Genomic DNA, 26,738 nt, shown 5'->3' with positions numbered 1-26,738 from the left:
GGTCGGAATCGAACGGCGGGCAGTTTGCCCGAAGGCTTTGTGGGCGGCAATACAGCTTGGGAACCGGCGCAGATCTAATGTGGGAGCGGGCTTGCTCGCGAAAGCGGTGGGGCAGTCAACATCTATGCTGAATGACAAACCGCCTTCGCGAGCAAGCCCGCTCCCACATTTGTTTTTGTGGTGTTCAGGCTGGCGCGTCGAGGTTCAGGTGCAGGTTGTCGATCAACCGCGTCGTACCGAGGAACGCCGCCACCAGAATCACCAGGTCACGATCCTGCGCGGTCGCCGGGCGCAAGGTCAGGGCATGGCGGATTTCCAGATAGTCAGGACGCAGGCCGGCCGCTTCGAGCTGTTTGATCTGGGTGTCGATCAGCGCCGGGTAGTCGCGTTCGCCCTGCCTGATCGCTTCGCCGATCGCTTTCAGCGTGCGGTAGACCACCGGCGCCACAGCGCGTTGCTCTTCGCTGAGGAAACCGTTGCGCGACGACAGCGCCAGGCCATCGGTTGCGCGAACAGTGGGCTCACCGATGATCTGGATCGGCATGTTCAGGTCATGAACCAGTGCACGAATCACCGCCAGTTGCTGAAAGTCTTTCTCGCCGAAAATCGCCAGGTCCGGCTGGACCATGTTGAACAGCTTGCTGACCACCGTCGCCACGCCTTCGAAATGCCCCGGACGACTGGCGCCGCACAGGCCTTCGGACAATTGCGGGACGCTGACGCGGGTCTGGCCGGCCATGCCTTCGGGGTACATCTCTTCAACAGTGGGGGCAAACAGCAAGTGGCAACCGGCCTGGAGCAGTTTTTCCTGGTCGGCGGCGAGGGTGCGTGGGTACTTGTCGAGGTCTTCGCCAGCACCGAATTGCAGCGGGTTGACGAAAACGCTCGCAACCACGAAGTCCGCCCGTTGGGAGGCTTTGGTCACCAGCGCCACGTGGCCGCTGTGCAGGTTGCCCATGGTTGGCACAAAGGCGATGCGCTTGCCTTCGCTACGGGCACGGGCCACGGCGGCCCGCAGTTCGCGTACGGTTTTTACGGTGTTCATGCAGAGAATCCGTGTTCGATCCCAGGGAAAGTTGCTGCTTTGACTTCAGTCACGTAGGCATTCAATGCAGCTTCAATGCTGGTCTGTCCAGTCATGAAGTTTTTCACGAATTTTGGCACGCGGCCGGTAATGGACAGCCCCAGCATGTCGTGCAGAACCAGTACCTGGCCATCGGTGCGATTGCCGGCGCCGATACCAATCACCGGAATCTTCACCGCTTGGGTGATTTCTTCCGCCAGCTCGCTCGGGACGCATTCGAGCAGCAGCATTGCCGCGCCAGCCTGTTCCAGGGCAATCGCGTCGGCACGCATCTGCCGCGCCTGGTTTTCATTGCGGCCCTGGACCTTGTAGCCGCCCAGGATGTTCACCGACTGCGGCGTCAGGCCCATGTGCGCGCAGACAGGGATGCCGCGCTCGGCCAGCAGGCGGATCGAATCGGCCAGCCACAACGCTCCTTCGACCTTGACCATGTGCGCGCCGGCCTGCATCAACAGGGCGCTGTTGGTCATGGCTTGCTCGGTGGTGGCGTAGGCCATGAAAGGCAGGTCGGCGAGAATCAAGGCATCGCTGTTACCGCGTTTGACGGCGGCCACGTGATAAGCCATTTCGGAGGTGGTGACAGGCAAGGTGCTGTCGTGGCCCTGCAAAACCATGCCGAGGGAGTCGCCCACCAGCAGCACTTCGACGCCGGCCTGATTGCAGGCATGGGCGAAGGTCGCGTCGTAGCAGGTCAGCATGGTGATTTTTTCACCTTTTTGCTTCAGACCTTGCAGGGTGGTCAGGGTGATGGCTGGCATGAAAAGTTCCTCATTCAGGCGCTGTGGAAACTACTGCGAGTAACGCGCGTGATTCTTCGTTGAATACAGGCGCACGCTCTTTCGTCGTGCTTTTAAGGCCTGGATTGCGCCCTTGAACGCCGTGTAGGCGGCAGCGGGACGCCTATAGTCGTGAGGAGAACGAGGGAAGTCAATTGCGTGTGTTACCGCATTGTTACGGGTGGGGTGTTACCGGGGTAACTGATGCGATTCAGCAGCAGAACTTGCGCTCGACACAAAACCAATGTGGGAGCGGGCTTGCTCGCGAAAGCGGCCTGACAGTCAATTTTTATGTTGAATGTTAAATCGTCTTCGCGAGCAAGTCGGATCGCCGCACCGCCGCTCCCACAGGTGATTTGTGTCACGTCGGAGGCAGGCGTTCCAGGCCGACGAACGGGCATGCCTTGAGCAGTTCGGCCAAGGTCCGGCCATCGGCCAGGCACAGATCCGCGGGGGCCAGTTCCGCCATCGGATACAACACGAAGGCCCGCTCCTGCATATGGTAATGGGGAACCGTGAGGCGCGGTTCGTCGATCAGGCGATCACCGAACAGCAAGATGTCGAGGTCCAGCGTGCGCGGCCCCCAGCGCTCAAGGCGCTCGCGACCCTGGCCGTTTTCGATGGCCTGCAAGGCATCCAGAAGGGCCAGCGGTGCCAGCGTGCTGTCGAGAGCGGCCACCGCATTGGTGTAGCGCGGTTGTCCGGGTAGTAGCGAGTCGCTTTGATAAAACGCAGAAACCCCGACCAGCTCCGTTTGCGGCAACTGCGCCAGCGCCTCGACGGCGCTGCGCAATTGTTCGGCGGGGTCAGCCAGGTTGCTGCCCATGCCGATGTAGATGCGTTCCATGGATTACTCGCCCGTGGTGCTCGAAGCGCCGGCGGCGCGTTTGCGCTTGGAACCACCGCTGCGGCGACGCTTGCGCGGGGCCCCGGTGCCTTCGTCCTTGCCACTGAGGTCGCGAATCATGTCACGACGCTCGCTTTCGTTGGCGTCCTGATAGTCCGTCCACCATTCGCCCAGGCCATCGGTCTGCTCGCCGGCGCTTTCGCGTAGCAGCAGGAAGTCGTAGCCGGCGCGGAAGCGTGGATTGTCCAGCAGCAGATCGGCACGCTTGCCGCTGCGGCGCGGCAGGCGTTCCTGCATGTCCCAGATCTCGCGGATCGGCATGGTGAAGCGTTTCGGAATCGCGATGCGCTGGCACTGCTCGGCAATCAGTTCGTGTGCCGCTTCCTGCATCGCCGGAATCGGCGGCATGCCACGCTCCTGCAGGCGCAGGACACGGGCCGGCAGGGCAGGCCAGAGCAGGGCTGCAAACAGGAACGCCGGGGTAACCGGTTTGTTCTGCTTGATCCGCAGGTCGGTATTGATCAGGGCTTCGCTGATCAGGGTGTGGGTGTACGTCGGGTTGTATTCCAGTGCTTCGGCGCTGGCCGGGAACAGTGGGTCAAACAACTGCAGGTCGACCAGCATTTCAAATGTATCGGCGGCATGGCCGGAGAGGAACAGCTTGAGCACCTCTTCGAACAGGCGGGCCGACGGTATCTCGCGCAGCATTGGCGCCAGGCCGCGGATCGGCAGGGCGCTGTGCTTTTCGATGCCGAAGTTCAGCTTGGCGGCGAAACGCACGGCCCGCAGCATGCGTACCGGGTCTTCCTGGTAGCGTTGCGTCGGATCGCCGATCAGGCGGATCAGGTGATTGCGAATGTCGTGTACGCCGTTGGCGTAGTCGAGGATGCGTTCGCTGACCGGGTCGTAATACAGGGCATTGATGGTGAAGTCGCGACGTTGCGCGTCTTCCTCCAGGGTGCCATAGACGTTATCGCGCAAGATGCGCCCGCTTTCGTTGCGTGAAGACTGGTTGCTGTCTTCCTCGTCTTCGTTTTGCGGGTGATTGGCGCGGAAGGTCGCGACTTCGATGATTTCGCGGCCGAAGTGGATGTGCACCAGTTTGAACCGGCGCCCGATGATTCGTGCGTTACGGAATTCGGCCCGTACCTGCTCGGGTGTGGCGCTGGTGGCAACGTCGAAATCTTTCGGTGTGATACCCAGCAGCATGTCGCGCACGCAACCGCCAACCAGGTAAGCCTGATAACCGGCGCTCTGCAGGCGTTCAACGATATTCACCGCGTAACGGCTGAATTGCGCCTTCTGCAGCGAATGTTGGCCGCTGTTGAGCACTTCAGGCGTGCTGCGAATGTGTTGCGTAGGACGCTTGGGAGAACGGAATGACTGGAACAGCTTCTTCAGCATGGGATGCACTGTTTGAAGGAATATTCGGCCATAACAGAAGAATGACCGCATGATGGGCGGGGATTCTAGCATTTAGTCGGGGGATGGTGTAGGAAGCTGCGCAAGCGCGTGAAGGATGTCACTTAACGACATAAATGGCTGCCTGTAGCAGCTGTCGAGCAGCGCGAGGCGGCGTTCGGCGGCGAAGCCGTCGTGAAACCTGAGTTTGCGGTGTGTCAGAAGGAACGAGTTGCCTGGATTTACGACGGCTTCGCCGCCGAACGCAGCCTCACGCTGCTCGGCAGCTGCTACATGCCAAACGGCGGAAACCACAAGGGGAGCCGAAGCTCCCCAAGAAGTAGTTGCATGCTCTATTTTTATTTTTGGTTTCGGGCTTCTTGTTTTTGTTGAGTGCCCTCGCCATGAAGCTTTCCTTCATGACCCTCCCAATCGGGAGCCAAGAGCAAACGGATTGCTTTGGTCGCTGAATTGCAGTGATCTTTCGATCCAACCAGTACAGGCTCTGTCTTAAGACAGTTTTTTGTTGTTCTCGGCCTGGTCGTGGGGCAAGCCCCAAATACAACGCCTCTCCAAAAGAATCAGTTAGCTGCGCCTCTCGCCGTCTTGTTTTTATTGTGCGTGAGTCGATTCGTCTTATTTTTATTGTCTTGTGCATTGCTTGTTATTGTTCTTGTACCAAACATATAGCAGGGTGCGTGCCAACTTTTGCGAGGCCCAATAAAACAAGGGGTTAGACCGGTCGGTGGGTGTTTCGAGGGCCAAAAAAAGCCGGGGCTTCGTTACCGTAAGCCCCGGCTTCTGTTACGTGAAAAAGCTGAGGTAACAGTTTTTTCACAAAGTCACGTGTTACCCGCACATGGGACAGGTACGGTTCAGCTTTCGCTGGCCACCCCGGTCTTGCGCCGCGGGATACCCAGGCGCTGACGGCGCTCCCACAGGCATTTGCGGCTGACCCCGAGCTTGCGGGCCAGCTCGGTTTCGGTCATGTGGTCCTGATGCTCGAGGACGAAATGCTGGAAGTAGTCTTCCAGGGAGAGGTCTTCGGTCGGTTCGTGGTTGCTGTTACTGGTGCCGCCGTTGCCCTGTTGGGGCGCCAGGCCAATGAACTCGTCGTCTTCCAGGTCGCCCAGTTCGATGTCGATACCCAGCAGCTCGGCGGAAATTTCCGGGCTTTCGCACAGGATGACGGCGCGCTCGACAGCGTTTTCCAGTTCGCGAACGTTACCCGGCCAGGAGTAGTGACGAATGGCTTGCTCGGCATCCGCGGCGAACTTCAGGTCGGTGCGGTTGATTCGCGCACTTTGCCGCGTCAGGAAGGCGTTGGCGATTTCGTTGACGTCCGCACCGCGTTCACGCAGGGCCGGAAGCTTCAGCGCGATAACGTGGAGGCGGTAATACAAGTCTTCACGGAACTGGCCGATCTTCGCCAGGCTTTTGAGGTCGCGGTGAGTCGCGGCAATCAGGCGCACATCGACTTTTTGCGACTGCACCGAGCCCACGCGACGAATTTCGCCTTCCTGCAATACGCGTAGCAGGCGAGCCTGGGCTTCCAGTGGCAGTTCACCAATTTCGTCGAGGAACAAGGTGCCGCCGTCCGCCGCTTCCACCAAACCAGCGCGCCCGGCGCTGGCGCCGGTGAATGCGCCTTTTTCGTGGCCGAACAGTTCGGACTCGATCAGGCTTTCCGGAATGGCCGCGCAGTTCACCGAAATCATCGGCGCCTTGGCGCGTTTGGACAGGTTGTGCAGGGCGCGCGCCACCAGTTCTTTACCAGTACCCGACTCGCCCTGGATCAACACGTTGGAGTCGGTTGGAGCGACTTTGCGGATCTTGCCGTACAGGTCCTGCATCGGCGGGCACGAGCCGATGATGCCGATTTCACCGTTGCTGTTGTCGGTACCGGATTTCGCCGCGCCATTGGCGGCTTTGCCGGTAACCGCTTCACCGCCGGCTTGTACCGTTTGTCGGTCGCGCAGGATTCGTGCGGCCGCTTGCAGCATTTCGTCATGGTCGAATGGCTTGGCAATGTAGTCCACCGCGCCCATTTTCATCGAGTCGACCGCCGAGCGCAGGCTGGCATAGCTGGTCATGATCAGCACCGGCGTGCCCTGGGCAAGCTTGATCAGCTCCGTGCCAGGCGCGCCCGGCAGGCGCAGGTCACTGATGATCAGGTCGAACGAGGGAATGGTGAAGCGTTCTTGTGCTTCCTGCACTGATCCGGCTTCGCTGACCTGGTACTGGTTACGTTCCAGCAGGCGGCGCAAGGCGGAGCGGATAATGGTTTCGTCTTCGACGATCAAAATGTGCGGCATTGATTCGATACTCTCGACGGTCTCAGTTCACAGCGGACGTCGCTTCGACATGACGCGGCAAGGTAACCCTGATTCGGGTGCCGCGTTGGCTTTGAACATCAGCCGGGCTGTCGATGGTGATTTGTCCATAATGCTCTTCAACGATGGAATAGACCAGTGCAAGGCCCAGACCGGTGCCTTCGCCAGGGTCCTTGGTGGTGAAGAAAGGTTCGAACAATCGGTCCATGATGCTCGACGGAATACCGCTGCCTTCGTCTTCCACGATCAGATCGACCGTGTGTTCCCCGGCTTCGCTCTTGACCCGTACCGCACTGCCGGGAGGCGAGGCGTCACGGGCGTTTGAAAGCAGGTTGATCAATACCTGGGCCAACCGTTGCGGGTCGCCTTCGACCCAGTGTTCGGGGTCGCACAGGTTGTAGAACTGCACTTCGAAATTGCGTCGGTTCAGGGCCAGCAAACCGATGGCATCCTGAGCCACTTCGGCCAGACAGACGGGCTCGTCGCTGTGCTGGTGACTGCCGGCATGGGCAAAGCTCATCAGCGACTGGACGATGCGCGACACGCGTTTGGTCTGCTCGAGGATCTGGCCACTGATTTCCTTCAGCTCGCCGTCTTCTTCGCGTTCCTCGCGCAGGTTCTGCGCCAGGCACGCGATACCGGTGATCGGGTTGCCGATTTCATGGGCCACGCCGGCCGCCAGTCGACCGATGCTGGCCAGGCGCTCGGAATGTACCAGTTTGTCCTCGAGCATCTGGGTTTCGGTCAGGTCTTCCACCAGCAACACCAGGCCACTGTTGCCCGGCGCGAGGGGTTCGTCGATCGCCGCTTTGTGCAGGTTCAGCCAGCGTGTCTGGCCGTCGAGGGCCAGGTGCTGTTTGTGCAAGTGCTCGTCCGGCAGATTGATGAAGCCCTGCAGCAGGTCTTTCCATGGGTCGGCAATGGTACTCAGGCGCGAACCGACCACGCGCTGCGCGGCGATGCCGGTGAGTTCCTCCATGGCCTTGTTCCACATGAGGATCTCCTGATCCTTGGCCAGCGAGCAAACGCCCATCGGCAATTCCTGCAGGGTCTGGCGGTGGTAGCGGCGCAGGGCATCGAGCTCGGCGGCCAGGCCGGTCAGGCGCGAGTGGTAATCCTCGAGACGGCTTTCGATGAAGTGAATGTCCTCGGTGACGTAATTTTCGCCGCCAGCCTTGTACGGCAGGAAGGTCTCGACCATGTCCTGGGCCACGCTCGGGCCCATCAGGCCGGAGAGGTTGGCCTCGATGCGGTCACGCAAGCGGCGCAGGGCATAGGGTCGGCGTTCGTCAAAGGGTAGATAGAGGTCGCGCAGGGCCTGTTCGACTTCTTTCTGTGCGGCTTTTGCACCCAGTGGCTTGGCCAGTTGCGTGGCGAACTCCTGGGGCGAGGCGGCGTGCAGTTCCCGACGTTGCGGGCGGCGAACGTTATCCACGGCGCAGGCTTCGGCAGCGCTGGCCTCTTCGGTGCTGGCGTTGGTGAACAACGAGATCAGGGTGAACATCAGCACGTTGGCCGCCAGCGAGGCAATCGCCGCCATGTGCCAGCTGGTGTCGTCCAGCACATAGATCATGTTCAGCAGCGGAATGTAGAAGCCTTGCAGGTTACCGACCAGCGGCAACAGCATGGTCACCAGCCACACCAGAATCCCCGCCAGCAAACCGGCAATGAAGCCGCGACGGTTGGCGGTCGGCCAATACAACACCGAGAGTACACCCGGCAGGAACTGCAGCGTGGCGACGAAAGCGACAATGCCGAGGTTGGCCAGGTCCTGCTCGGCACCGAGCATCAGGTAGAAGCCGTAGCCGGCCATGATGATCGCGACAATCAGCGCCCGGCGGGTCCATTTCAGCCAGCGGTAGATGTTGCCTTCGGCCGGAGGCTGGTACAGCGGCAGCACCAGGTGGTTCAAGGCCATCCCGGACAGCGCCAGCGTGGTGACGATGATCAGGCCGCTGGCGGCGGACAGCCCGCCGACATAGGCCAGCAAGGCCAAAGCCTTGCTGTTGGCGGCGATGCCGATGCCCAGGGTGAAGTATTCCGGGTTGGTGGTGGCGCCGAGCTTCAGGCCGGCCCAGAGAATCAGCGGCACCGCCAGGCTCATCAGCAGCAGGAACAGCGGCAGGCCCCAGCTCGCACTGACCAGCGAGCGCGGGTTGAGGTTCTCGGTAAAGGTCATGTGATACATGTGCGGCATAACGATCGCCGAGGCGAAGAACACCAGCAGCAGCGTACGCCACGGGCCTTCCTGCAACGGCGTGTGCAGGGCAGCAAGCGCGGTCTGGTTTTGCAGCAGCCACAGTTCAAGCTGTTGCGGGCCATCGAATACGCCGTAAAGCGCATACAACCCGACACCGCCCAGGGCGATCAGCTTGATCACCGACTCGAAGGCAATCGCGAACACCAGGCCTTCATGCTTTTCGCGGGTGGCGATGTGGCGGGAGCCGAAGAAAATCGTGAACAGCGTAATCAGTGCGCAGAAGCTCAGGGCCACGCGATGCTGTACCGGCTCTTGGGTGAGGATGCTGATGGAGTCGGCGACTGCCTGAATCTGCAAGGCCAGCAGCGGCAGTACGCCGACCAGCATGAAAATCGTGGTCAGCGCACCGGCCCAGGTGCTGCGGAAGCGGAAGGCAAACAGGTCCGCCAGCGACGACAGTTGATAAGTGCGGGTGATCTTCAGGATCGGGTAGAGCAGCACCGGCGCCAACAGGAATGCCCCGGAAACCCCCAGGTAGCTGGACAGAAAGCCGTAGCCGTACTGATAGGCCAGGCCCACGGTGCCGTAAAACGCCCAGGCACTGGCATAGACGCCCAGTGACAGGGTGTAAGTCAGCGGGTGGCGAATGATCGCCCGGGGAATCATGCCCCGTTCGCTGATCCAGGCCACACCGAACAGCACCGCCAGGTACGCGGCGCTGATCAGGATCATCTGGGTCAGGCTAAAGCTCATCGGCATCTTTTTGGCTCTGCAGGATGAAGGTCACGACGATCAGAATCAGCCAGAGCAGATAAGGGCGATACCAGGCGCCAGTGGCGTCGATCCACCAATCCATGATGGCCGGGGAAAACAGGTAAATCCCAACTACCAAAAGCAGGACCAAGCGATAGATGTACATCCCGGCCTCTCTTTTTTATGCGCGTGCCCGAAAACGTGCGGCGATGGTAACGGATGGGCGCGCCACTGCAAGTGCGATCACAATAGCTGTGCCTCGGGCAGGGTCAGTGTGCGCGGGATCAGCGAGGCATCCCAGTGGGCAATGCCCCAATTCAGCACTTCCCGTGGCGTGGCGTATGTCAGTTCGGTTCCGGGGTTCTGTCCCAGTGCCCGTAGCGCCCGCAGTAGCAGGGGCGTTGCCTGATCCTCTGTCAACGGTGGCGAGCGGTAGGATTTCCCGAGTTTATGGCCATCAGGCTGGGTAATCAGCGGGATATGCAGATAACGCGGTTGCGGCAGGCCGAGCAGTTCTTGCAGATAGAGCTGGCGGGGTGTGGAGTCCAGCAGGTCGGCACCCCGAACGATATCGGTGATGCCCTGCCAGGCATCGTCCAGGACCACGGCCAATTGATAGGCGTAGAGCCCGTCGCGACGGCGGATCACGAAATCGCCGACTTCCCGGCCCAGATGTTGGCGGTATTGGCCCTGCACCCGGTCGATGAAGTGGTATTCCAGTTCCGGTACGCGCAGGCGAATGGCGGCATTATCGGCGCCATGGCCGGCATTGCGGCACAGCCCCGGATAAATTCCGTGATACGGTTCCAGCTGTTTGCGCGAACAGGTGCAGGCGTAGGCCAAACCGTGATTGAACAGGCGATTGAGCACCTCGGCGTAGGCATCGTGCCGCTCGCTTTGGCGAACCAGGTCGCCATCCCACTCGAAGCCATAGCTTTCCAGTGCCTTGAGAATGGCTGTCTGGGCGCCGGGCTCCTCGCGGGGTGGATCAAGGTCTTCCATGCGCATCAGCCAGCGTCCGCCCACCGAGCGTGCATCAAGGTAAGAGGCCAGCGCTGCGACCAGAGAACCGAAATGCAAATGGCCACTGGGTGTAGGGGCGAAGCGCCCGATGTAGGTGGATGAGGCGATGGCAGTCATAAGGGCAGTGTTACTTTTTCCAGGCTTGCGCTAACCACCTTGTGGGGGCGGGCTTGCTCGCGAAGAGGCCATCAGCCTCAACTTCAATATAGGCTGGCGCACCGCTTTCGCGAGCAAGCCCGCTCCCACAGGTTTGCTGCTGAGGCGAATTTTAGAAACAAAAACGGAGCGTTCGCACGCTCCGTTCTTCGTTCAAGTCGCAATTATTTGCCGACTTGCTTTTCCTTGATTTCCGCCAGGGTCTTGCAGTCGATGCACAGGTCGGCGGTAGGGCGCGCTTCGAGGCGCTTGACGCCAATCTCGATGCCGCAGGATTCACACCAGCCGTACTCTTCGTCTTCGATCAACTGAAGTGTCTTGTCGATCTTCTTGATCAACTTGCGTTCACGATCGCGGGCACGCAGTTCGAGGGCGAATTCCTCTTCCTGGCTGGCACGGTCTGCCGGATCAGGAAAGTTGGCCGCTTCGTCCTTCATGTGGTCCACGGTCTTGTCGACACCTTCCATCAGCTCTTTTTTCCACTGATTCAGGACCTTGGTGAAGTGCTTGCGCATGGGCTCGCCCATGTACTCTTCACCGGTTTTCTGAACATAGGGCTCGAAGCCGCTGATCGTCTGGTTTTGCTGCTTTGCTTGGGTGGACATGAAATAGACCGCCTCTACTCTTGTAATCCATCTGCGCAGGATTGCTCCATCACCGACACCTGCCGGCCCTGCGGCTGCAAGCGGGCGAACTTACCAGATCAATTCGGGCCGCGCTACTCCCGGATGTCGAGCTCGCGGTACATGGTGCTTGCCAATGATGACAAACCGTTGTCTGGTGGCTCTGGAACCCTGCTCAATTATTGATTTTAGCCAAACCTTGCGCGCGCGCTTGAGTCGTTTGTGATCGGGGCTACAAGGCCTCTGACCGCTTTAGGTTCTCGCTCGTTCCTGAGCTTGGGTAGAATCGGTTTTTTTTCCGTTGAAGGAAGGCCAATGGCTCAGTCCTACAGTGCCCGCAGTCGCGCGATCGAACCTTTCCATGTCATGGCGCTGTTGGCGCGGGCCAATGAATTGCAGGCGGCCGGCCACGATGTGATCCACCTGGAAATCGGCGAGCCGGACTTCACCACCGCCGAACCGATCATCCAGGCTGGCCAGGCTGCGCTGACAGCGGGGAAGACCCGTTACACCGCCGCGCGCGGCATTCCGGAGTTGCGTGAGGCCATTTCGGGCTTTTATCAGCAGCGTTACGGTTTGAGCATCGACCCGCGGCGCATCCTCATCACGCCCGGCGGCTCCGGCGCGTTGCTGCTGGCCAGCGCTTTGCTGGTCGACCCTGGTAAACACTGGCTGCTGGCGGATCCAGGGTATCCCTGTAACCGGCATTTCCTGCGACTGGTTGAAGGCGCGGCACAACTGGTGCCGGTGGGTCCGGATGTGCGTTATCAATTGACGCCTGGCCTGATCGAGCGTCATTGGGACCACGACAGCGTCGGCGCATTGGTGGCGTCGCCAGCCAATCCGACCGGCACGATCCTGACCCGTGACGAGCTGGCGAAGCTGTCTGTCGCGATCAAGGAGCGCCACGGTCATCTGGTGGTCGACGAGATTTATCACGGCCTGACCTACGGCACCGATGCGGCCAGCGTGCTGGAAGTCGACGACAGTGCATTTGTTCTGAACAGTTTTTCGAAGTATTTCGGGATGACCGGTTGGCGGCTCGGATGGCTGGTGGCCCCCGACGCGGCCGTCGGTGAATTGGAAAAGCTCGCCCAGAACCTCTACATCAGTGCACCAAGCATGGCGCAGTACGCTGCGTTGGCCTGTTTCGAGCCGGCAACCATCAGCATTCTCGAAGAGCGCCGCGCCGAATTTGGCCGGCGTCGGGACTACCTGCTGCCGGCCTTGCGCGAATTGGGCTTCGGCATTGCCGTAGAGCCGGAAGGGGCGTTCTACTTGTACGCTGATATCAGCAAGTTCGGCGGCGATGCCTTCGCGTTCTGTAAGCATTTTCTCGAAACCGAACATGTGGCATTCACCCCGGGGCTGGACTTCGGGCGTTATCAGGCCGGACATCATGTGCGGTTCGCCTACACGCAAAATCTCGAGCGTTTGCAGGAGGCGGTCGAGCGCATTGCCCGTGGGTTGCGGAGCTGGCAAGGCTGATGCGTTTTCATCCTCCCCTCGAAGAAGGGCGCCTGATCCGACGTTACAAGCGTTTTCTCGCTGATATCGAAACCGTTGGCGGCGAGTTGCTGACCATTCACTGCCCGAACACAGGCTCGATGCTCAATTGTCAGGTCGAAGGCGGGCAGGTCTGGTTCAGTCGCTCCAATGACCCCAAACGCAAGTTGCCCGGCACCTGGGAGGTCGGTGAAACCCCGCAAGGGCGGCTGTTTTGCGTGAACACCGCCCGCGCCAACGGTTTGATCGAAGAGGCGCTGCGGGCGGGTGTCATTACCGAGCTGAACGGGTTTACCGGGCTCAAGCGCGAAGTGGCTTATGGTCAGGAAAACAGTCGTATCGATTTTCGCCTGGATTATCCCGACGGGCCGGCCTATGTCGAAGTCAAAAGCGTGACCCTGGGCTTCGACGGTACGGCGGTGGCGGCGTTTCCCGATGCGGTCACCCAGCGTGGCGCCAAGCATCTGCGGGAGCTGGCGCACTTGGCCAGGGACGGTATTCGCGCGGTGCAGTTGTACTGTGTTTGCCTGACCGACATCCAGGCCGTGCGCCCGGCGCAAGAAATCGATCCGGCTTATGCACAGGCCTTGCGTGACGCGATTGCCTGTGGGGTCGAGGTGTTGGCTTACGGTGTGCGGTTGAGCCACGAAGAAATGCTGGTCGACCGGCGCCTGGACGTGTTGCCGGGTGGCTAAAGGCTGATCCAGACCCCTTGTTCATCCTCGCGGCAGGCCACGCGGGTCAAGGCTTGCCCCGCGCAAGGGCCGGCGACGCATTCACCGTCTTCGATCAGGAACAGTGCGCCATGGGTGGCGCACTGGATCAGGCTGTTGCTGGGGTCGAGAAACTGGTCGGGATGCCACTCCAGGGCAACGCCCCGGTGCGGGCAGCGGTTGATGTAGACATAAACCTGCCCGCTGCGGCGCACTGCAAAAAACTTTTGGCCATCGATGTCGAACCCGCGGCTGCTGTCATTGACCAGCACGGCACCTGCGCAAAGCAACTTCATGTCTATCCTCGGTCCCGCGGCTCGTGACCGGATATGTCCGGGCTTGAGGGTTAAATGCTATCAAATGGCTGCCTTGCCCGTCGGGTACAAGTGCCTGTCGTCAAGGATACTTGGCCTGTTGCTTCGATGCCCGGGAATCCTTTGAAGTTAGGCGTTTATGCGCCTGATCATCCATCGCCGCATCCTGGCAGTACTTTTCCACAGGCAAAAAAAGACCCGGCAAGAGCCGGGTCAAATAACCGTGATTAGCCTGATGAGGAGATAATCCGAGAGTCCGAACCAAGGGCTTTTCAGAATATCGACCAGTCTCGCGACCAGTTGTGATAATCATATCGATTCTCATTACCAAGTCAACCGCTGTTTTTCGAATTCTTTGCGATTCGCCGGATTTGTGTCTGCAGGCCTCGTAATCATTGGGTTCCAGGCTGCAAAGCTTCAGAAATATTTATCGGATCAATTCTTGTGGCGTGTAGAGATGGCTTCCAGTTGTTTGTTCAGGGCTTCCTTGCGCTCGGCTGGAATATCGTTCCAGTGAACGTCCATCAGGGCGCCTTCAATCGCGTACAACAACACCTTGGACGCCCGAAAACCGCGCGTGCGCACGGCTCGATAAGCATCCACCGCCCCGAGGCGACGCAAGTCCGAAGCGCTATGGATGCCCACGGCATGCAGCCATTGCGCTGACGTCTTGCCAAGATTCTTCAGGTGTTGCAGTTCATCATTCATCAAGCCTCCTTGCGATGGCCGAATGGAGAGCGTGGGCAATCTTCTGAGGAGTGTAGCCATCAGCAGGAAAAGCGTGATGTTTGCTCGTTTACGACGCAAATGCTTCTAAGAAACGAGTATTGGCAGTGCGTGAACAAGTCTATGAGCGCAAGAGAAAGAGGCGGGGATGAATCTGGAAATCAAGGGCGAACATCCCCGCACTCCAGCGCAACGAGAGGCGCCGGACGTGTCAGTCGGTGACGATGATCAGCGGGTGCGATAGCGCAATCGCGTGCCGAAGTTCATCGACATCAGGATTTCGTCGGCACTGAGTTCCACCGGAAAGTACGTACCGGAGATCTGCGCGTGAGCCAGGCTCGCGCCTTCCAGGTTCGCCTTGCGAAAATCGATGCCACGCAAGTCAGCGGAACGGAAGTAGGCGTCGCTGAAATCCACACCGTCGGCATTCAGCTCGCGCAGGTCCAGCCCCCGGAAATCTCCACCCACCATGTCGATGGGGCCATCCTTGGGACGTTCACTGTTGAAGCCTTTGATGTCGTCTTTGTGCAGCAGGGCATATAGCGGTGTGTCGAGAAGTTTAGGCTGGCTCATGTCGCATCACCTGATGGTTTTATGACGCCAGTATAGTGCCACTATTTGACGGTCGTGAAGCCAGTGGGGACCTCACGACCGAAATAGTTTCTTACAGGCCTGGCAGGCGCTGGCGAATCTGTTCCACAACGGTATCGAGGGTGCCGCTTTCATTGGTCTGGACGCGTTTGCTGCAGAGGATTTCCGCGGGTGTCAGCGCTTCACGGCTGGCTTGCTGGGCGGCGATAACAGCCAGGGTGGCGTCGGACGGGTCTTTCTTGTCTGCCTGGCGCATGGCCAGCCAGCTTTCGATCACGGCCTGTGGCGCATTGCAGTCGAGGATCAGGAAGGGTGCGCCCGTGGCTTCGGCCACTTTTGCGGCGCTGTCACGCTGATCACTCTTGAGGTAAGTGGCGTCGACCACCACCGGGAAGCCCGCGCGCAGAATGACGTCGGCGATTTCGTGCAGGCGGGCATAGGTCGCCGCGCTGGCGTCGGCGCTATAGATGCCGGCCTGTACATCATTCTCGACGGTCTGCTCGCCGAACAGGCGCTTGCGCTCGACATCGGAGCGCAGGCGAATCGCGCCCAGGGCTTCGACCAGGCGCATGGCGACATGGCTCTTGCCGACAGCGGAAACCCCATGGGTAATGGCCATGAAGCGTGAAGGAATGGTGCTGTAGCTTTCCGCCAGGTTGGCGTAGTTGCGGTACTGGCGCAGGGTCGTGGCGCGCTGCACCGCAGTGGCGTCGGCCGGCATGCTGAACAGGGCAACCTTGGCGCGAACCAGTGCGCGGTAGGCTTTATAGAAGTTCAACAGTTCGAGGCCGCGATAGTCGCCGGTCAGCTCCAGGTACTGGCTGATGAAGCGACGTGCCAGGCACTTCAGGCCGCGATCTTCCAGGTCCATCGCCAGGAAACCGGTGTCGGCATAAACGTCGGTAAAGCGAAACGGTTCGTTGAATTCGATGCAGTCGAAGATCACGACCTTGCCGTCGATCACGGTGGCGTTACCCAGGTGGATGTCGCCGTGGCATTCACGAATGAAACCTTCGGCCTTGCGCTGGGCGAGCAACGGCTTGAGGCGCTCGAAGCTGCTTTCGGCCCAGGCTTGCAGGGCCTCGAGTTGCAACAGGTCGGCCTTGTCGCTGAGGAACGGACGGATCTGTTCGAAGTTCTGCCGCACCGGCGCCATGACGCTTTCCGGGGTGCCTGCTTCGTGCCCGGCCGGCACTTTCGGTGCGTTGAGGTGGAAGCGGGCGATTTGCTCGGCCATTTCGTCGATGTGCGCGGTGGTCAGTTCGCCATTGGCTTGCAAGGTGCTGAGCAAGCCGGTTTGCGGGAACTGACGCATCTTCAGTACGTACTCGATGGCCGGGCCTTCGCCGCCCAGTTGCGGGGCCTCGGCGCTGCCGGTGACGGGCAGCACTTCGAGGTACAGGTCGTCGGTCAGGCGCTGGTTCAGGCGCAGCTCTTCAGTGCAAAAGTGTTCGCGAGCCTCAAGGCTGGTGAAGTCGAGAAAACCGAAATTGACCGGCTTCTTCACTTTATAGGCATAGGGGCCGGTGAGCAGTACCCAGGAAATATGGGTCTCGATGACCTGGAATCCCTCTACAGGATGCGGGTAGAGGGCAGGGTTTTGCAGGGCAGCGATCAGGGACTGGCTCACAGGCGATCCTTCAGAGTCTGGGAAATTCAAGGCCGTCATTATGGCTGCAAGTCCGCTTGACGCAAACCTCGGAGCGCTCCTGTTGAGGATGAATAAAGTGCGTATAATCCGCCGCCATGACTCGTACTCGAACTCCCCGCACCCCGAAAAAACCACCCTCCAGGGGCCTGCGCCCGTGGCTGGGCTGGGCCATTAAACTCAGTCTGGTCGCCCTTGTGGTGCTGGCCGGATTCGCCGTTTACCTTGATGCAATCGTCCAGGAGAAGTTCTCCGGCAAGCGCTGGACGATTCCGGCCAAGGTTTACGCACGTCCGCTCGAGCTGTTCGTCGGACAAAAGCTGAGCAGGGATGATTTTCTGACCGAGCTCGATGCCCTGGGCTATCGCCGTGAAAGCGTGGCCAACGGTCCGGGCGCGGCGTCGGTCAACGGCAATACCGTTGACCTGAACACCCGTGGCTTCCAGTTCTATGAAGGCATGGAGCAAGCGCAACCGGTGCGGGTGCGTTTCTCCGGCGATTACGTGGCCGAGCTGGCGGGGGCAAAAGGCTCGAAACTGTCGGTGGTGCGCCTGGAGCCGCTGCTGATCGGTGGCCTGTACCCGAAAAACCTCGAAGACCGGATTCTGATCAAGATCGATCAGGTGCCGCCGTATCTGCTGGAAACGCTGGTGGCGGTCGAGGACCGTGATTTTTATCATCACTTTGGTGTTTCGCCGAAGTCGATCGCCCGAGCGATCTGGGTCAACGGTTCATCCGGTCGCATGCGTCAGGGCGGCAGTACCCTGACTCAGCAATTGGTCAAGAACTTCTACCTGACCAACGAGCGCAGCCTGAGCCGCAAGCTCACCGAAGCGATGATGGCGCTGCTGCTTGAACTGCATTACGACAAGCCCGAAATCCTTGAGGCTTACCTCAACGAAGTGTTTATCGGGCAGGACGGACAGCGCGCGGTGCACGGCTTCGGTCTGGCTAGCCAGTTCTTCTTCAGTCAGCCGCTGGCCGAACTCAAGCTGCATCAGGTCGCGCTGCTGGTGGGCATGGTCAAGGGGCCTTCTTCCTATAACCCCCGTCGTTATCCGGAGCGTGCCCTCGAACGACGCAACCTGGTACTCGATGTGCTGCAAGAGCAGGGCGTTGCGACTGCCGAGCAGGTTGAGGCGGCGAAGAAAATGCCGCTGGGCGTGACCAAGCGCGGCAGTCTGGCGGACAGCTCGTTCCCCGGCTTCCTCGATCTGGTCAAGCGTCAGTTGCGCGAAGACTATCGCGACGAAGACTTGACCGAGGAAGGGCTGCGCATTTTCACCAGTTTCGACCCGATCCTGCAGATGAAGGCTGAAGCCTCGGTCAATGACACCTTCAAGCGCCTGGCGGGGCGCAAGGGCTCCGATGACGTCGAAGCGGCAATGGTCGTGACCAACCCGGAGACCGGCGAAGTACAAGCCATGATCGGCAGTCGCCAGGCCAGTTTTGCCGGGTTCAACCGGGCGCTGGATGCGGTGCGGCCGATCGGCTCGCTGATCAAGCCGGCGGTTTACCTGACCGCGCTGGAGAAGCCCAGCCAGTACACATTGACCAGTTGGCTGTCGGACGAATCCTTTTCAGTCAAAGGTGCGGACGGTCAGGTCTGGAAGCCGCAGAACTATGATCGTCGCTCCCACGGCACCGTCTTCCTCTATCAAGGCCTGGCGCATTCCTACAACCTGTCGACCGCGCGTCTCGGTTTGGCGGTCGGTGTGCCGAACGTCCTGAAGACGGTGGAGCGCCTGGGTGTGACGCGTGAATTCCCGGCCTTCCCGTCGATGTTGCTCGGCGCTGGCGGCATGACGCCGATCGAAGTCGCGACCATGTACCAGACCCTCGCCAACGGCGGCTTCAATACGCCGATGCGCGGGATTCGTAGCGTGCTGACTGCCGAGGGCGAGCCGCTCAAGCGTTATCCGTTCCAGATTCAGCAGCGTTTCGATCCGGCCTCCATTTACCTGATCCAGAGCGCCATGCAGCGGGTGATGCGTGAAGGTACGGGCAGCTCGGTCTATAACGTGCTGCCAAGGACCCTGACCCTGGCGGGCAAGACCGGTACCAGTAACGACTCGCGGGACAGCTGGTTTGCCGGTTTCAGCCAGGACTTGCTGGCGGTGGTCTGGCTGGGTCGCGACGACAACGGCAAGACGCCATTCACCGGCGCCACCGGGGCCTTGCAGGTCTGGACCAGCTTCATGCGCAAGGCCGACCCGTTGCCGCTGGACATGCCGCAACCGGATAATGTCGTTCAGGCCTGGGTTGATTCGCGAACCGGGCAGGGTTCTGACGCCGGTTGCCCGGGTGCCGTGCAGATGCCGTATATTCGCGGCAGCGAACCGCCTCCCGGCGCCGCTTGCGGTGGTGAAAACCCTGCCGAGTCGGTGATGGATTGGGTCAAGGGCTGGATGAATTAAGCAAAGAGGGTTTCAAGTGAACAAGTGGTTGATTCCAGCGGTTGCCGCCGTAGCTTTGCTCAGCGGTTGTTCTAGCGTTCAACGTGGCTCGATTCCGGTGGTGGATTCCGGCACCGCCGTGTCCAACAGTGAGCGGATCTCGGCCAATGGCGGCTTCCGTCAGACGACCGTCAAGCGCCCTGCGCAAGGTCAGTCGCAAACCCAGGCGATCCCGCAGGGTGACAGCGGCGTAGTGGTGATGGTGCCAGGCGCGGCAACGACTTCGACGCCAATCAGCACCACGCCGATTACTCCAGGTCCGATCACGCCGGGGCCGATTGACACGTCGCCGGTCCAATCGGCGCCGATCAATCAGGGCAGCTACAGCATGCCGTCGTCGCCAAGCGGGATTCCATCGGCCAGTTCGGGCGGGCTTTCTGCCGACGAACAGCTGGACGGCCCGGTATTGGCTTTGCTGACCACTGCTCAACAGCAACAGGCGAGCGGTGATTTCAACGGTGCCTCCTCCAGCCTCGAACGCGCCCAGCGCGTTGCCCCGCGTGAGCCGCAGGTGCTTTACCGTCTGGCGCAGGTGCGCATGGCTCAGGGCGATGCCGCCCAGGCCGAGCAGTTCGCTCGCCGTGGGCTGACCCTTGCCAATGGCCGTCCAGCCCTTCAGGCCAACTTGTGGGAACTGATTGGCCAGGCGCGCGAAAAGCAGGGGGATTCCCAGGGCGCGGCATTGGCTCGTCAGAAGGCCAAGGTAACGCTGTGATGGATTCGCGCTTTCTGAAAATCGCCGATCAACTGTTGTTGATCGAGCGCGAGCTGCGGGTGCAAGGGTGGTGGGATGAAGTCCCGCCCTCTGCCGAAGCGCTTTGCAGTGTCGAGCCGTTTTCGGTCGATACACTGGATTTCGAGCAATGGCTGCAATGGATCTTCCTGCCACGCATGAAGATGATCCTCGAGCAGGATTTGCCGCTACCCAATGCTTCGGGCATTCAGGAAATGGCTGAAATGGTCTTTGCCGGGCGCAATGTCCAGGGCAAGGATCGGCAGTTGCAGGTATTGCTCAAGCAGTTTGATCAGTTGATCACAGCAACTCGCTGAGCCAGAAGCTGCCAGCGCCCGTTGGCAGTTGTTCACAATATCTCTTTATTTTGTCGGCCATTGCGGGGTAAGTGCATGCGCGTGCCAATTTTTTGCCAAAAGTTGCGCAATCGAAGCTAACACAGGGCTGATTTACGGGTTTTTTCTTGCGTTCTCATGTGCTTAGTAGAATAAAGCACATAGACGACTTGACTTGCGAAGGACGAAACAGAAGAATCCAAAGTCCGCTGTACAGGGACTGCCAGAAGCAGACCCTCTCAGCAGATCATGAGGCGCATATCCGCGTCGACCTGTTACACCCGCAACGCGTTACCTCGCGCTGGGTGGGAAAGCCCCGCAACACTTGGGACGATCCCAATACTTGCTCAGTCAGTGCTGACGTAGTCGGCGACCACCGTCGCTCATGCTCTGCCGAGAAGTAAACCTATTAAGACCCGTCCCATTTTTCGTGGGCGGTATTCTGGCGTTTTAGAGGTGAGCAACGTGGAGCTTTTATCTGGCGGTGAGATGCTCGTCCGCTTCTTGCGTGACGAAGGCGTCAAATATATCTACGGGTACCCGGGTGGTGCTCTTCTTCATGTCTACGATGCCCTGTTCAAAGAACCGGAAGTGACCCATATCCTGGTTCGTCACGAGCAAGCGGCTACCCATATGGCTGACGGCTACGCCCGTGCCACCGGTAAAGCCGGTGTGGTACTGGTGACTTCCGGTCCTGGCGCAACAAACGCCATTACCGGTATCGCCACCGCCTACATGGACTCCATTCCGATGGTGATCATCTCCGGTCAGGTGCCTAGCACCATGGTCGGCACCGATGCGTTCCAGGAAACCGACATGATCGGTATCTCCCGGCCGATCGTGAAGCACAGCTTCATGATCAAGCACGCGTCGGAAATCCCGGAAGTCATGAAGAAGGCGTTCTACCTGGCGCAATCCGGTCGTCCTGGCCCGGTCGTTGTCGATATCCCGAAAGACATGACCAACCCGGCCGAGAAGTTCGAATACGTCTTCCCGAAAAAAGCCAAGTTGCGCTCCTACAGCCCGGCTGTTCGCGGTCACTCCGGTCAAATCCGCAAGGCGGCAGAAATGCTCCTGGCGGCCAAGCGTCCTGTGTTGTACTCGGGCGGCGGCGTGATCCTGGGTGGTGGTTCCGCACCACTGACCGAACTGGCGAAGATGCTCAACCTGCCAGTGACCAATACCCTGATGGGCCTCGGTGGCTTCCCTGGCACCGACCGTCAGTTCATCGGCATGCTCGGCATGCACGGCAGCTACACCGCCAACCTGGCGATGCACCATGCTGACGTGATCCTCGCCGTCGGCGCACGTTTCGACGACCGTGTCATCAACGGCGCGTCGAAGTTCTGCCCGAACGCCAAGATCATTCACATCGACATCGACCCGGCTTCGATCTCCAAGACCATCAAGGCCGATGTGCCTATCGTGGGTCCGGTCGAGAGTGTCCTGACCGAAATGGTCGCGATCCTCAAGGAAATCGGCGAGACCCCGAACAAGGAGTCCGTTGCCAGCTGGTGGAAGCAGGTTGACGAGTGGCGCGGTGATCGCGGTCTGTTCCCGTATGACAAGGGTGACGGCAGCAAGATCAAGCCGCAGACCGTGATCGAAACCCTGTGCGAAGTGACCAAGGGCGACGCCTTTGTGACCTCCGACGTGGGCCAGCACCAGATGTTTGCTGCGCAGTACTACAAGTTCAACAAGCCGAACCGCTGGATCAACTCCGGTGGCCTGGGCACCATGGGCTTCGGTTTCCCGGCGGCCATGGGCATTCAGTTGAGCTATCCGGATGCCGACGTCGCCTGTGTGACGGGCGAAGGCAGTATCCAGATGAACATCCAGGAGCTGTCCACCTGCCTGCAGTACGGTTTGCCGGTGAAAATCGTCATCCTGAACAACGGCGTGCTGGGTATGGTTCGTCAGTGGCAGGACATGAGCTACGGCAGCCGTCACTCGCACTCCTACATGGAATCGTTGCCTGACTTCGTCAAGCTGGCTGAAGCCTATGGTCACGTTGGCGTGCGCATCACTGAATCGAAAGATTTGAAGTCGAAGATGGAAGAAGCGTTCGCCATGAAAGATCGCCTGGTGGTGATCGATATTTCGGTCGATACCAGCGAGCACGTCTACCCGATGCAGATCAAAGACGGCTCCATGCGCGATATGTGGCTGAGCAAGACGGAGCGTACCTAATCATGCGGCACATTATTTCCTTGCTTCTGGAAAACGAACCTGGCGCTCTGTCTCGTGTGGTTGGCCTGTTCTCGCAACGCAACTACAACATCGAAAGCCTGACCGTGGCGCCAACCGAGGACCCGACCCTGTCGCGTCTGACGCTGACCACCGTCGGTCACGATGAAATCATCGAGCAGATCACCAAGAACCTGAACAAGCTGATCGAAGTGGTAAAACTGGTCGACCTGTCGGAGAGTGCTCACATCGAGCGTGAACTGATGCTGGTCAAGGTCAAGGCGACCGGCGCACAGCGTGCCGAGATCAAGCGCACTACCGATATTTACCGTGGACAGATCGTCGATGTCAGCGCCAGCGTGTATACCGTTCAACTGACCGGTACCAGCGACAAGCTCGACAGCTTCATTCAGTCCATCGGCACCGCCTCGATTCTGGAAACCGTCCGTAGTGGCGTGACCGGCATTGCCCGCGGCGACAAAGTACTCAGCATCTAAACCAAATTAGCGAACGGCCTGAACGGCCTGATATAGGGGAAATTCATGAAAGTTTTCTACGATAAAGACTGCGACCTGTCGATCATCCAGGGCAAGAAAGTTGCCATCATCGGTTACGGTTCCCAGGGCCACGCACAAGCGTGCAACCTGAAAGACTCCGGCGTTGACGTGACTGTTGGCCTGCGTAAAGGTTCGGCTACCGTTGCCAAGGCTGAAGCCCATGGCCTGAAAGTGACCGACGTTGCTTCTGCCGTTGCAGCTGCCGACCTGGTCATGATCCTGACCCCGGACGAGTTCCAGTCCTCCCTGTACAAGAACGAAATCGAGCCGAACATCAAGAAAGGCGCCACCCTGGCCTTCTCCCACGGCTTCGCGATCCACTACAACCAGGTTGTGCCGCGCGCTGACCTCGACGTGATCATGATCGCGCCGAAGGCCCCGGGCCACACCGTACGTTCCGAGTTCGTGAAGGGCGGCGGTATCCCTGATCTGATCGCTATCTACCAGGACGCCTCGGGCAACGCCAAGAACGTCGCTCTGTCCTACGCTGCCGGCGTTGGCGGCGGTCGTACCGGCATCATCGAAACCACCTTCAAGGACGAGACTGAAACCGACCTGTTCGGCGAGCAAGCCGTTCTGTGCGGCGGTACCGTTGAACTGGTCAAGGCCGGTTTCGAAACCCTGGTTGAAGCTGGCTACGCGCCGGAAATGGCTTACTTCGAGTGCCTGCACGAACTGAAACTGATCGTTGACCTCATGTACGAAGGCGGTATCGCCAACATGAACTACTCGATCTCCAACAACGCCGAATACGGCGAGTACGTGACCGGCCCGGAAGTGATCAACGCCGAATCCCGTCAGGCCATGCGCAACGCCCTGAAACGTATTCAGGACGGCGAATACGCCAAGATGTTCATCAGCGAAGGCGCTACCGGCTATCCTTCGATGACCGCCAAGCGTCGTAACAACGCCGCTCACGGTATCGAAATCATCGGCGAGCAACTGCGCTCCATGATGCCGTGGATCGGTGCCAACAAGATCGTCGACAAAGCTAAAAACTAAGTCACGCGCTTGTACGAAAAACGCGGCTTAGGCCGCGTTTTTTCGTTTGGGGGGCCGGTTCTGGTATAAAGCTGCATCGTTTGCGGCCGAACCGTCGTCCCAGACACCTGTCCAAACTTTCCACCCCGTTGCAAGGTAATGTCCATGAGCGAACGCCCCGAAGAGCCAAACCAGGCTTCTGACGCCGAAAGCCTGTTGCCCATCGATGAACATGTCGAGGAAGGGCATGACGCTGAAGGTCGTAAAGTCCGGCATCGTGGTATCTATCTGCTGCCAAATCTGTTCACCACTGCGAACCTGTTCGCAGGGTTCTATTCCATTATCAACTCGATGAGCGCCCAGGCGGCCCTGAGTGCCGGTGACTCGGCCAATGCGAGCAAGTATTTCGCGTTCGCGGCCATCGCGATCTTTGTCGCCATGGTGCTCGATGGTCTTGATGGGCGCGTGGCTCGCATGACCAATACCCAGAGCGCCTTTGGTGCCGAGTACGACTCGCTGTCGGACATGGTTGCCTTTGGTGTTGCCCCGGCATTGCTGGCCTTCGGTTGGGCCTTGGGTGACATGGGCAAGGTTGGCTGGATGGTCGCCTTCATCTATGTAGCGGGCGCTGCGTTGCGCCTTGCGCGCTTCAACACCCAGGTCGGCACCGCGGACAAGCGCTACTTCATCGGTCTGGCCAGTCCTGCCGCTGCGGGTGTGGTTGCAGGTATCGTCTGGGCGTTCAGTGACTACGGCATCCAGGGTTCCAAGATGTCCTTCCTGGTTGCGCTGATGGTGGCGGCGGCCGGCATGCTGATGGTCAGCAACATCAAGTACAACAGCTTCAAGGAGCTGGACCTGAAAGGCCGTGTGCCGTTCGTGGCAATCCTCGCTGTGGTGCTGGTGTTCGCAGTGGTGTTCAGTGATCCGCCGCGCATCCTGCTGCTGGTGTTTCTCGCCTATGCAGCCTCCGGTCCGGTTCAATACCTGTTACGTCTTCGTCGTAACAAGAGCGTGTAATTTCCCTCATACTCCGCAGTCTATGGGTGCATCTGTCCTCCAGAGCTGCGGAGTAACCATGCTGATCAAAGTCTCCAAAGCGTCCGACTGCCATGAGTCGGACGTCACGCCTGAATCCCTCTATCTATCTCGGCGCAATGTGCTCGGTGCCACGGTTGCCGGCTTCGCCCTGGGCAGCCTGCCGCAATGGGCCAGCGCTGGCGACAGTGCGCGCTACCCGGATGTCGAGTCCGGCAAGGCGCCTGCCTGGTTCAGCGAAAAACTTCCGGCCACCCAGTGGGGCGTGGTCAGCGTCAAGGATGAGGCAATCACACCCTTCAAGGACGCAACTCACTACAACAACTTCTACGAGTTCGGCACCGAGAAAGGCGATCCGGCTGCCAATGCCGGATCGCTGAAGACGGAACCGTGGTCGGTGGTGGTGGACGGGGAGGTGGGCAAGCCCGGGCGGTATGCGCTTGAAGACTTCATGAAGCCGTATCAGCTAGAGGAAAGAATCTACCGTTTGCGCTGTGTGGAAGCCTGGTCGATGGTCATTCCCTGGATCGGTTTTCCCCTATCGGCCTTGCTCAAGGAAGTCGAGCCGACCTCGAAAGCCAGATTCATCCGCTTCGAAACCCTGCAGGATCCCAAAAGCATGCCGGGTCAGCGCTCCGGCTTTGCCCTGATCGACTGGCCCTATGTGGAAGGGTTGCGACTGGATGAGGCGATGAACCCGTTGGCGATTCTTGCGGTAGGCATGTACGGGCGTGAGTTGCCTAATCAAAACGGCGCGCCGTTGCGTCTGGTGGTGCCCTGGAAATATGGTTTCAAGAGTATCAAGTCCATCGTGCGCATCAGTCTGGTCAATGAGCAGCCAAAGACTACCTGGCAGAGTATTGCGGCGGACGAGTATGGCTTCTACGCCAATGTGAACCCGACTGTTGACCATCCGCGCTGGACGCAGGCGCGTGAGCGGCGTTTGCCGAGTGGTCTGTTCAAGCCGAATGTACGTGACACGCAAATGTTCAATGGCTACGCGGATGAAGTTGCTTCTCTATATACAGGGCTCGATCTGCGGAAGAACTACTGATGCGATATCCGCTTTGGCGTGCAGGAGTTTTTTTAGCTGCGATGGTGTGGCCGCTACTGTGGTTGTATCAGGCTTGGGAAGATGTGCTGGGGCCTGATCCAGGCAAGGTGCTGGTTGACCGGTTGGGATTGGGGGCGCTTGTTCTGTTGCTCATTACATTGAGCGTTACACCGCTGCACAAGCTCATTGGTTGGGCGGGGTGGATTGTTGTCCGGCGGCAATTGGGTCTTTGGTGCTTCGCTTATGTGGTCCTGCATTTGAGCGCCTATTTGGCATTCATTCTGGGGTTTGACTGGTCGCAGCTGGGTGTCGAGTTGCGCAAGCGGCCTTACATTATTGTCGGGGTTCTGGGTTTTCTTGGTTTGCTGGCATTGGCGGTGACTTCCAATCGATACAGTCAGCGACGATTGGGTTCCCGCTGGAAGAAGTTGCATCGCCTGGCTTATGTCATTCTCGGGCTTGGATTACTGCATATGCTCTGGATTGTGCGTGCCGACCTCAAGGAATGGGTGATCTATGCATCCATGGGGGCATTGCTGCTAGTGCTGCGTCTACCGCCTTTGGCTCGTCGAATCCCGCGTCTGAAGGCTAAAGAGGGCTCTTCTGCCAAAAAGGCGTAAATAGTGGTTGACGGCAGATTCTGGAGGCCTATAATTCGCCCCACTTCCGGCGCAGTCGAAACGGAAAACTCCTTGGTAAACAA

Annotated in this window: 25 protein-coding genes; 11 read left to right on the top strand and 14 right to left on the bottom strand. The window is 59.4% G+C overall.

Annotated features, from left to right (window positions below):
* Positions 1–184 precede the first annotated feature (184 nt).
* From panC to dksA, 9 genes are all read right to left on the bottom strand, one after another.
* Positions 185–1,045, bottom strand: coding sequence for a pantoate--beta-alanine ligase (gene panC, locus AC07W4_RS25865; RefSeq protein WP_495034464.1), 861 nt, complete (start codon positions 1,043–1,045; stop codon positions 185–187).
* Positions 1,042–1,842: a 3-methyl-2-oxobutanoate hydroxymethyltransferase gene (gene panB / locus AC07W4_RS25860; protein WP_008050167.1), complete on the bottom strand. Its 801-nt coding sequence runs from the start codon at positions 1,840–1,842 to the stop codon at positions 1,042–1,044. Before panB ends, panC begins: the two co-directional genes overlap by 4 nt.
* A 379-nt stretch (positions 1,843–2,221) precedes the next feature.
* Complete coding sequence (gene folK, locus AC07W4_RS25855; protein ID WP_495034463.1) at positions 2,222–2,707, bottom strand: 2-amino-4-hydroxy-6-hydroxymethyldihydropteridine diphosphokinase; 486 nt, start codon at positions 2,705–2,707, stop codon at positions 2,222–2,224.
* 3 nt (positions 2,708–2,710) lie between these two features.
* Entirely contained in the window at positions 2,711–4,111 is a 1,401-nt protein-coding gene (locus tag AC07W4_RS25850; protein ID WP_008050165.1) for a polynucleotide adenylyltransferase PcnB, read from the bottom strand.
* 872 nt (positions 4,112–4,983) lie between these two features.
* Positions 4,984–6,423: a sigma-54-dependent transcriptional regulator gene (locus AC07W4_RS25845; RefSeq protein ID WP_495034462.1), complete on the bottom strand. Its 1,440-nt coding sequence runs from the start codon at positions 6,421–6,423 to the stop codon at positions 4,984–4,986.
* A 22-nt stretch (positions 6,424–6,445) separates the two neighbouring features.
* Positions 6,446–9,400: a sensor histidine kinase gene (locus tag AC07W4_RS25840; protein ID WP_008053886.1), complete on the bottom strand. Its 2,955-nt coding sequence runs from the start codon at positions 9,398–9,400 to the stop codon at positions 6,446–6,448.
* Positions 9,384–9,560, bottom strand: a complete 177-nt coding sequence (locus AC07W4_RS25835) for a hypothetical protein (protein ID WP_003176118.1) — start codon at positions 9,558–9,560, stop codon at positions 9,384–9,386. The genes AC07W4_RS25840 and AC07W4_RS25835 overlap by 17 nt, the downstream gene beginning before the upstream one ends.
* A 77-nt stretch (positions 9,561–9,637) precedes the next feature.
* Positions 9,638–10,534: a tRNA glutamyl-Q(34) synthetase GluQRS gene (gluQRS, locus tag AC07W4_RS25830; RefSeq protein WP_495034461.1), complete on the bottom strand. Its 897-nt coding sequence runs from the start codon at positions 10,532–10,534 to the stop codon at positions 9,638–9,640.
* A gap of 203 nt (positions 10,535–10,737) precedes the next feature.
* Entirely contained in the window at positions 10,738–11,178 is a 441-nt protein-coding gene (gene dksA, locus AC07W4_RS25825) for an RNA polymerase-binding protein DksA (RefSeq protein ID WP_008053890.1), read from the bottom strand.
* Between the two features lie 333 nt (positions 11,179–11,511).
* Here dksA and AC07W4_RS25820 point away from each other — a divergent pair, with 333 nt between their 5' ends.
* Together AC07W4_RS25820 and sfsA are read left to right on the top strand one after the other, a co-directional pair.
* Complete coding sequence (locus AC07W4_RS25820; RefSeq protein WP_008053892.1) at positions 11,512–12,684, top strand: pyridoxal phosphate-dependent aminotransferase; 1,173 nt, start codon at positions 11,512–11,514, stop codon at positions 12,682–12,684.
* A complete protein-coding gene (gene sfsA / locus AC07W4_RS25815; RefSeq protein ID WP_495034460.1) occupies positions 12,684–13,397 on the top strand; it encodes a DNA/RNA nuclease SfsA in 714 nt (237 codons plus the stop codon). The genes AC07W4_RS25820 and sfsA overlap by 1 nt, the downstream gene beginning before the upstream one ends.
* On the opposite strand, the gene AC07W4_RS25810 is transcribed toward sfsA, so the two are convergent.
* The 5 genes from AC07W4_RS25810 to AC07W4_RS25790 all read right to left on the bottom strand — a co-directional run bounded on the left by AC07W4_RS25810 (position 13,394) and on the right by AC07W4_RS25790 (position 16,676).
* On the bottom strand, positions 13,394–13,711 hold the full coding sequence (locus AC07W4_RS25810; protein WP_495034459.1) for a Rieske (2Fe-2S) protein: 318 nt from the start codon (positions 13,709–13,711) through the stop codon (positions 13,394–13,396). The two genes, sfsA and AC07W4_RS25810, sit on opposite strands and share 4 nt — an antisense overlap.
* 100 nt (positions 13,712–13,811) lie before the next feature.
* Positions 13,812–14,042, bottom strand: coding sequence for a hypothetical protein (locus AC07W4_RS25805; RefSeq protein ID WP_157222742.1), 231 nt, complete (start codon positions 14,040–14,042; stop codon positions 13,812–13,814).
* 122 nt (positions 14,043–14,164) lie between these two features.
* A complete protein-coding gene (locus tag AC07W4_RS25800) occupies positions 14,165–14,437 on the bottom strand; it encodes a TfoX/Sxy family protein (RefSeq protein ID WP_008053897.1) in 273 nt (90 codons plus the stop codon).
* Between the two features lie 246 nt (positions 14,438–14,683).
* A complete protein-coding gene (locus AC07W4_RS25795) occupies positions 14,684–15,028 on the bottom strand; it encodes a pentapeptide repeat-containing protein (RefSeq protein ID WP_008053898.1) in 345 nt (114 codons plus the stop codon).
* Positions 15,029–15,119: 91 nt separating this feature from the next.
* Positions 15,120–16,676: a bifunctional aminoglycoside phosphotransferase/ATP-binding protein gene (locus AC07W4_RS25790; RefSeq protein WP_495034458.1), complete on the bottom strand. Its 1,557-nt coding sequence runs from the start codon at positions 16,674–16,676 to the stop codon at positions 15,120–15,122.
* 116 nt (positions 16,677–16,792) lie between these two features.
* Between AC07W4_RS25790 and mrcB the strand changes: the two genes are divergently transcribed.
* From mrcB to msrQ, 9 genes are all read left to right on the top strand, one after another.
* Positions 16,793–19,111 carry a penicillin-binding protein 1B gene (mrcB, locus tag AC07W4_RS25785; protein ID WP_495034457.1) on the top strand — a complete coding sequence of 773 codons (2,319 nt, stop codon included), beginning with the start codon at positions 16,793–16,795 and terminating at the stop codon, positions 19,109–19,111.
* Between the two features lie 16 nt (positions 19,112–19,127).
* Complete coding sequence (locus AC07W4_RS25780; RefSeq protein ID WP_495034456.1) at positions 19,128–19,865, top strand: tetratricopeptide repeat protein; 738 nt, start codon at positions 19,128–19,130, stop codon at positions 19,863–19,865.
* On the top strand, positions 19,865–20,200 hold the full coding sequence (locus AC07W4_RS25775) for a YqcC family protein (RefSeq protein WP_495034455.1): 336 nt from the start codon (positions 19,865–19,867) through the stop codon (positions 20,198–20,200). Before AC07W4_RS25780 ends, AC07W4_RS25775 begins: the two co-directional genes overlap by 1 nt.
* Before the next feature lie 483 nt (positions 20,201–20,683).
* Positions 20,684–22,408: an acetolactate synthase 3 large subunit gene (locus AC07W4_RS25770; protein WP_495034454.1), complete on the top strand. Its 1,725-nt coding sequence runs from the start codon at positions 20,684–20,686 to the stop codon at positions 22,406–22,408.
* A gap of 2 nt (positions 22,409–22,410) precedes the next feature.
* Complete coding sequence (ilvN, locus tag AC07W4_RS25765; protein WP_003205610.1) at positions 22,411–22,902, top strand: acetolactate synthase small subunit; 492 nt, start codon at positions 22,411–22,413, stop codon at positions 22,900–22,902.
* 45 nt (positions 22,903–22,947) lie between these two features.
* The gene (gene ilvC, locus AC07W4_RS25760) at positions 22,948–23,964 is read left to right on the top strand and encodes a ketol-acid reductoisomerase (protein ID WP_003228216.1); all 1,017 of its coding nucleotides are present in this window, start codon (positions 22,948–22,950) and stop codon (positions 23,962–23,964) included.
* Positions 23,965–24,108: 144 nt separating this feature from the next.
* A complete protein-coding gene (gene pssA, locus AC07W4_RS25755; protein ID WP_495034453.1) occupies positions 24,109–24,963 on the top strand; it encodes a CDP-diacylglycerol--serine O-phosphatidyltransferase in 855 nt (284 codons plus the stop codon).
* A 58-nt stretch (positions 24,964–25,021) separates the two neighbouring features.
* A complete protein-coding gene (gene msrP / locus AC07W4_RS25750; protein WP_495034452.1) occupies positions 25,022–26,035 on the top strand; it encodes a protein-methionine-sulfoxide reductase catalytic subunit MsrP in 1,014 nt (337 codons plus the stop codon).
* The gene (gene msrQ, locus AC07W4_RS25745) at positions 26,035–26,655 is read left to right on the top strand and encodes a protein-methionine-sulfoxide reductase heme-binding subunit MsrQ (RefSeq protein ID WP_495034451.1); all 621 of its coding nucleotides are present in this window, start codon (positions 26,035–26,037) and stop codon (positions 26,653–26,655) included. Before msrP ends, msrQ begins: the two co-directional genes overlap by 1 nt.
* Positions 26,656–26,738: the final 83 nt, after the last annotated feature.

Source organism: Pseudomonas sp. GW821-FHT02A08 (assembly GCF_059422045.1).
The sequence above is the reverse complement of the archived record's forward strand: the minus strand, read 5'-3'. Positions and strand labels throughout refer to the sequence as shown.

Coding starts and splice junctions, on each gene's coding strand:
- AC07W4_RS25835 (WP_003176118.1), bottom strand. CDS start 9,560: ATGTACATCTATCGCTTGGTCCTGCTTTTGGTAGTTGGGATTTACCTG.
- panC (WP_495034464.1), bottom strand. CDS start 1,045: ATGAACACCGTAAAAACCGTACGCGAACTGCGGGCCGCCGTGGCCCGT.
- AC07W4_RS25805 (WP_157222742.1), bottom strand. CDS start 14,042: ATGATTATCACAACTGGTCGCGAGACTGGTCGATATTCTGAAAAGCCC.
- AC07W4_RS25850 (WP_008050165.1), bottom strand. CDS start 4,111: ATGCTGAAGAAGCTGTTCCAGTCATTCCGTTCTCCCAAGCGTCCTACG.
- msrQ (WP_495034451.1), top strand. CDS start 26,035: ATGCGATATCCGCTTTGGCGTGCAGGAGTTTTTTTAGCTGCGATGGTG.
- AC07W4_RS25820 (WP_008053892.1), top strand. CDS start 11,512: ATGGCTCAGTCCTACAGTGCCCGCAGTCGCGCGATCGAACCTTTCCAT.
- AC07W4_RS25840 (WP_008053886.1), bottom strand. CDS start 9,400: ATGCCGATGAGCTTTAGCCTGACCCAGATGATCCTGATCAGCGCCGCG.
- AC07W4_RS25795 (WP_008053898.1), bottom strand. CDS start 15,028: ATGAGCCAGCCTAAACTTCTCGACACACCGCTATATGCCCTGCTGCAC.
- sfsA (WP_495034460.1), top strand. CDS start 12,684: ATGCGTTTTCATCCTCCCCTCGAAGAAGGGCGCCTGATCCGACGTTAC.
- AC07W4_RS25800 (WP_008053897.1), bottom strand. CDS start 14,437: ATGAATGATGAACTGCAACACCTGAAGAATCTTGGCAAGACGTCAGCG.
- gluQRS (WP_495034461.1), bottom strand. CDS start 10,534: ATGACTGCCATCGCCTCATCCACCTACATCGGGCGCTTCGCCCCTACA.
- ilvN (WP_003205610.1), top strand. CDS start 22,411: ATGCGGCACATTATTTCCTTGCTTCTGGAAAACGAACCTGGCGCTCTG.
- msrP (WP_495034452.1), top strand. CDS start 25,022: ATGCTGATCAAAGTCTCCAAAGCGTCCGACTGCCATGAGTCGGACGTC.
- ilvC (WP_003228216.1), top strand. CDS start 22,948: ATGAAAGTTTTCTACGATAAAGACTGCGACCTGTCGATCATCCAGGGC.
- AC07W4_RS25810 (WP_495034459.1), bottom strand. CDS start 13,711: ATGAAGTTGCTTTGCGCAGGTGCCGTGCTGGTCAATGACAGCAGCCGC.
- AC07W4_RS25845 (WP_495034462.1), bottom strand. CDS start 6,423: ATGCCGCACATTTTGATCGTCGAAGACGAAACCATTATCCGCTCCGCC.
- panB (WP_008050167.1), bottom strand. CDS start 1,842: ATGCCAGCCATCACCCTGACCACCCTGCAAGGTCTGAAGCAAAAAGGT.
- AC07W4_RS25775 (WP_495034455.1), top strand. CDS start 19,865: ATGGATTCGCGCTTTCTGAAAATCGCCGATCAACTGTTGTTGATCGAG.
- pssA (WP_495034453.1), top strand. CDS start 24,109: ATGAGCGAACGCCCCGAAGAGCCAAACCAGGCTTCTGACGCCGAAAGC.
- folK (WP_495034463.1), bottom strand. CDS start 2,707: ATGGAACGCATCTACATCGGCATGGGCAGCAACCTGGCTGACCCCGCC.
- mrcB (WP_495034457.1), top strand. CDS start 16,793: ATGACTCGTACTCGAACTCCCCGCACCCCGAAAAAACCACCCTCCAGG.
- dksA (WP_008053890.1), bottom strand. CDS start 11,178: ATGTCCACCCAAGCAAAGCAGCAAAACCAGACGATCAGCGGCTTCGAG.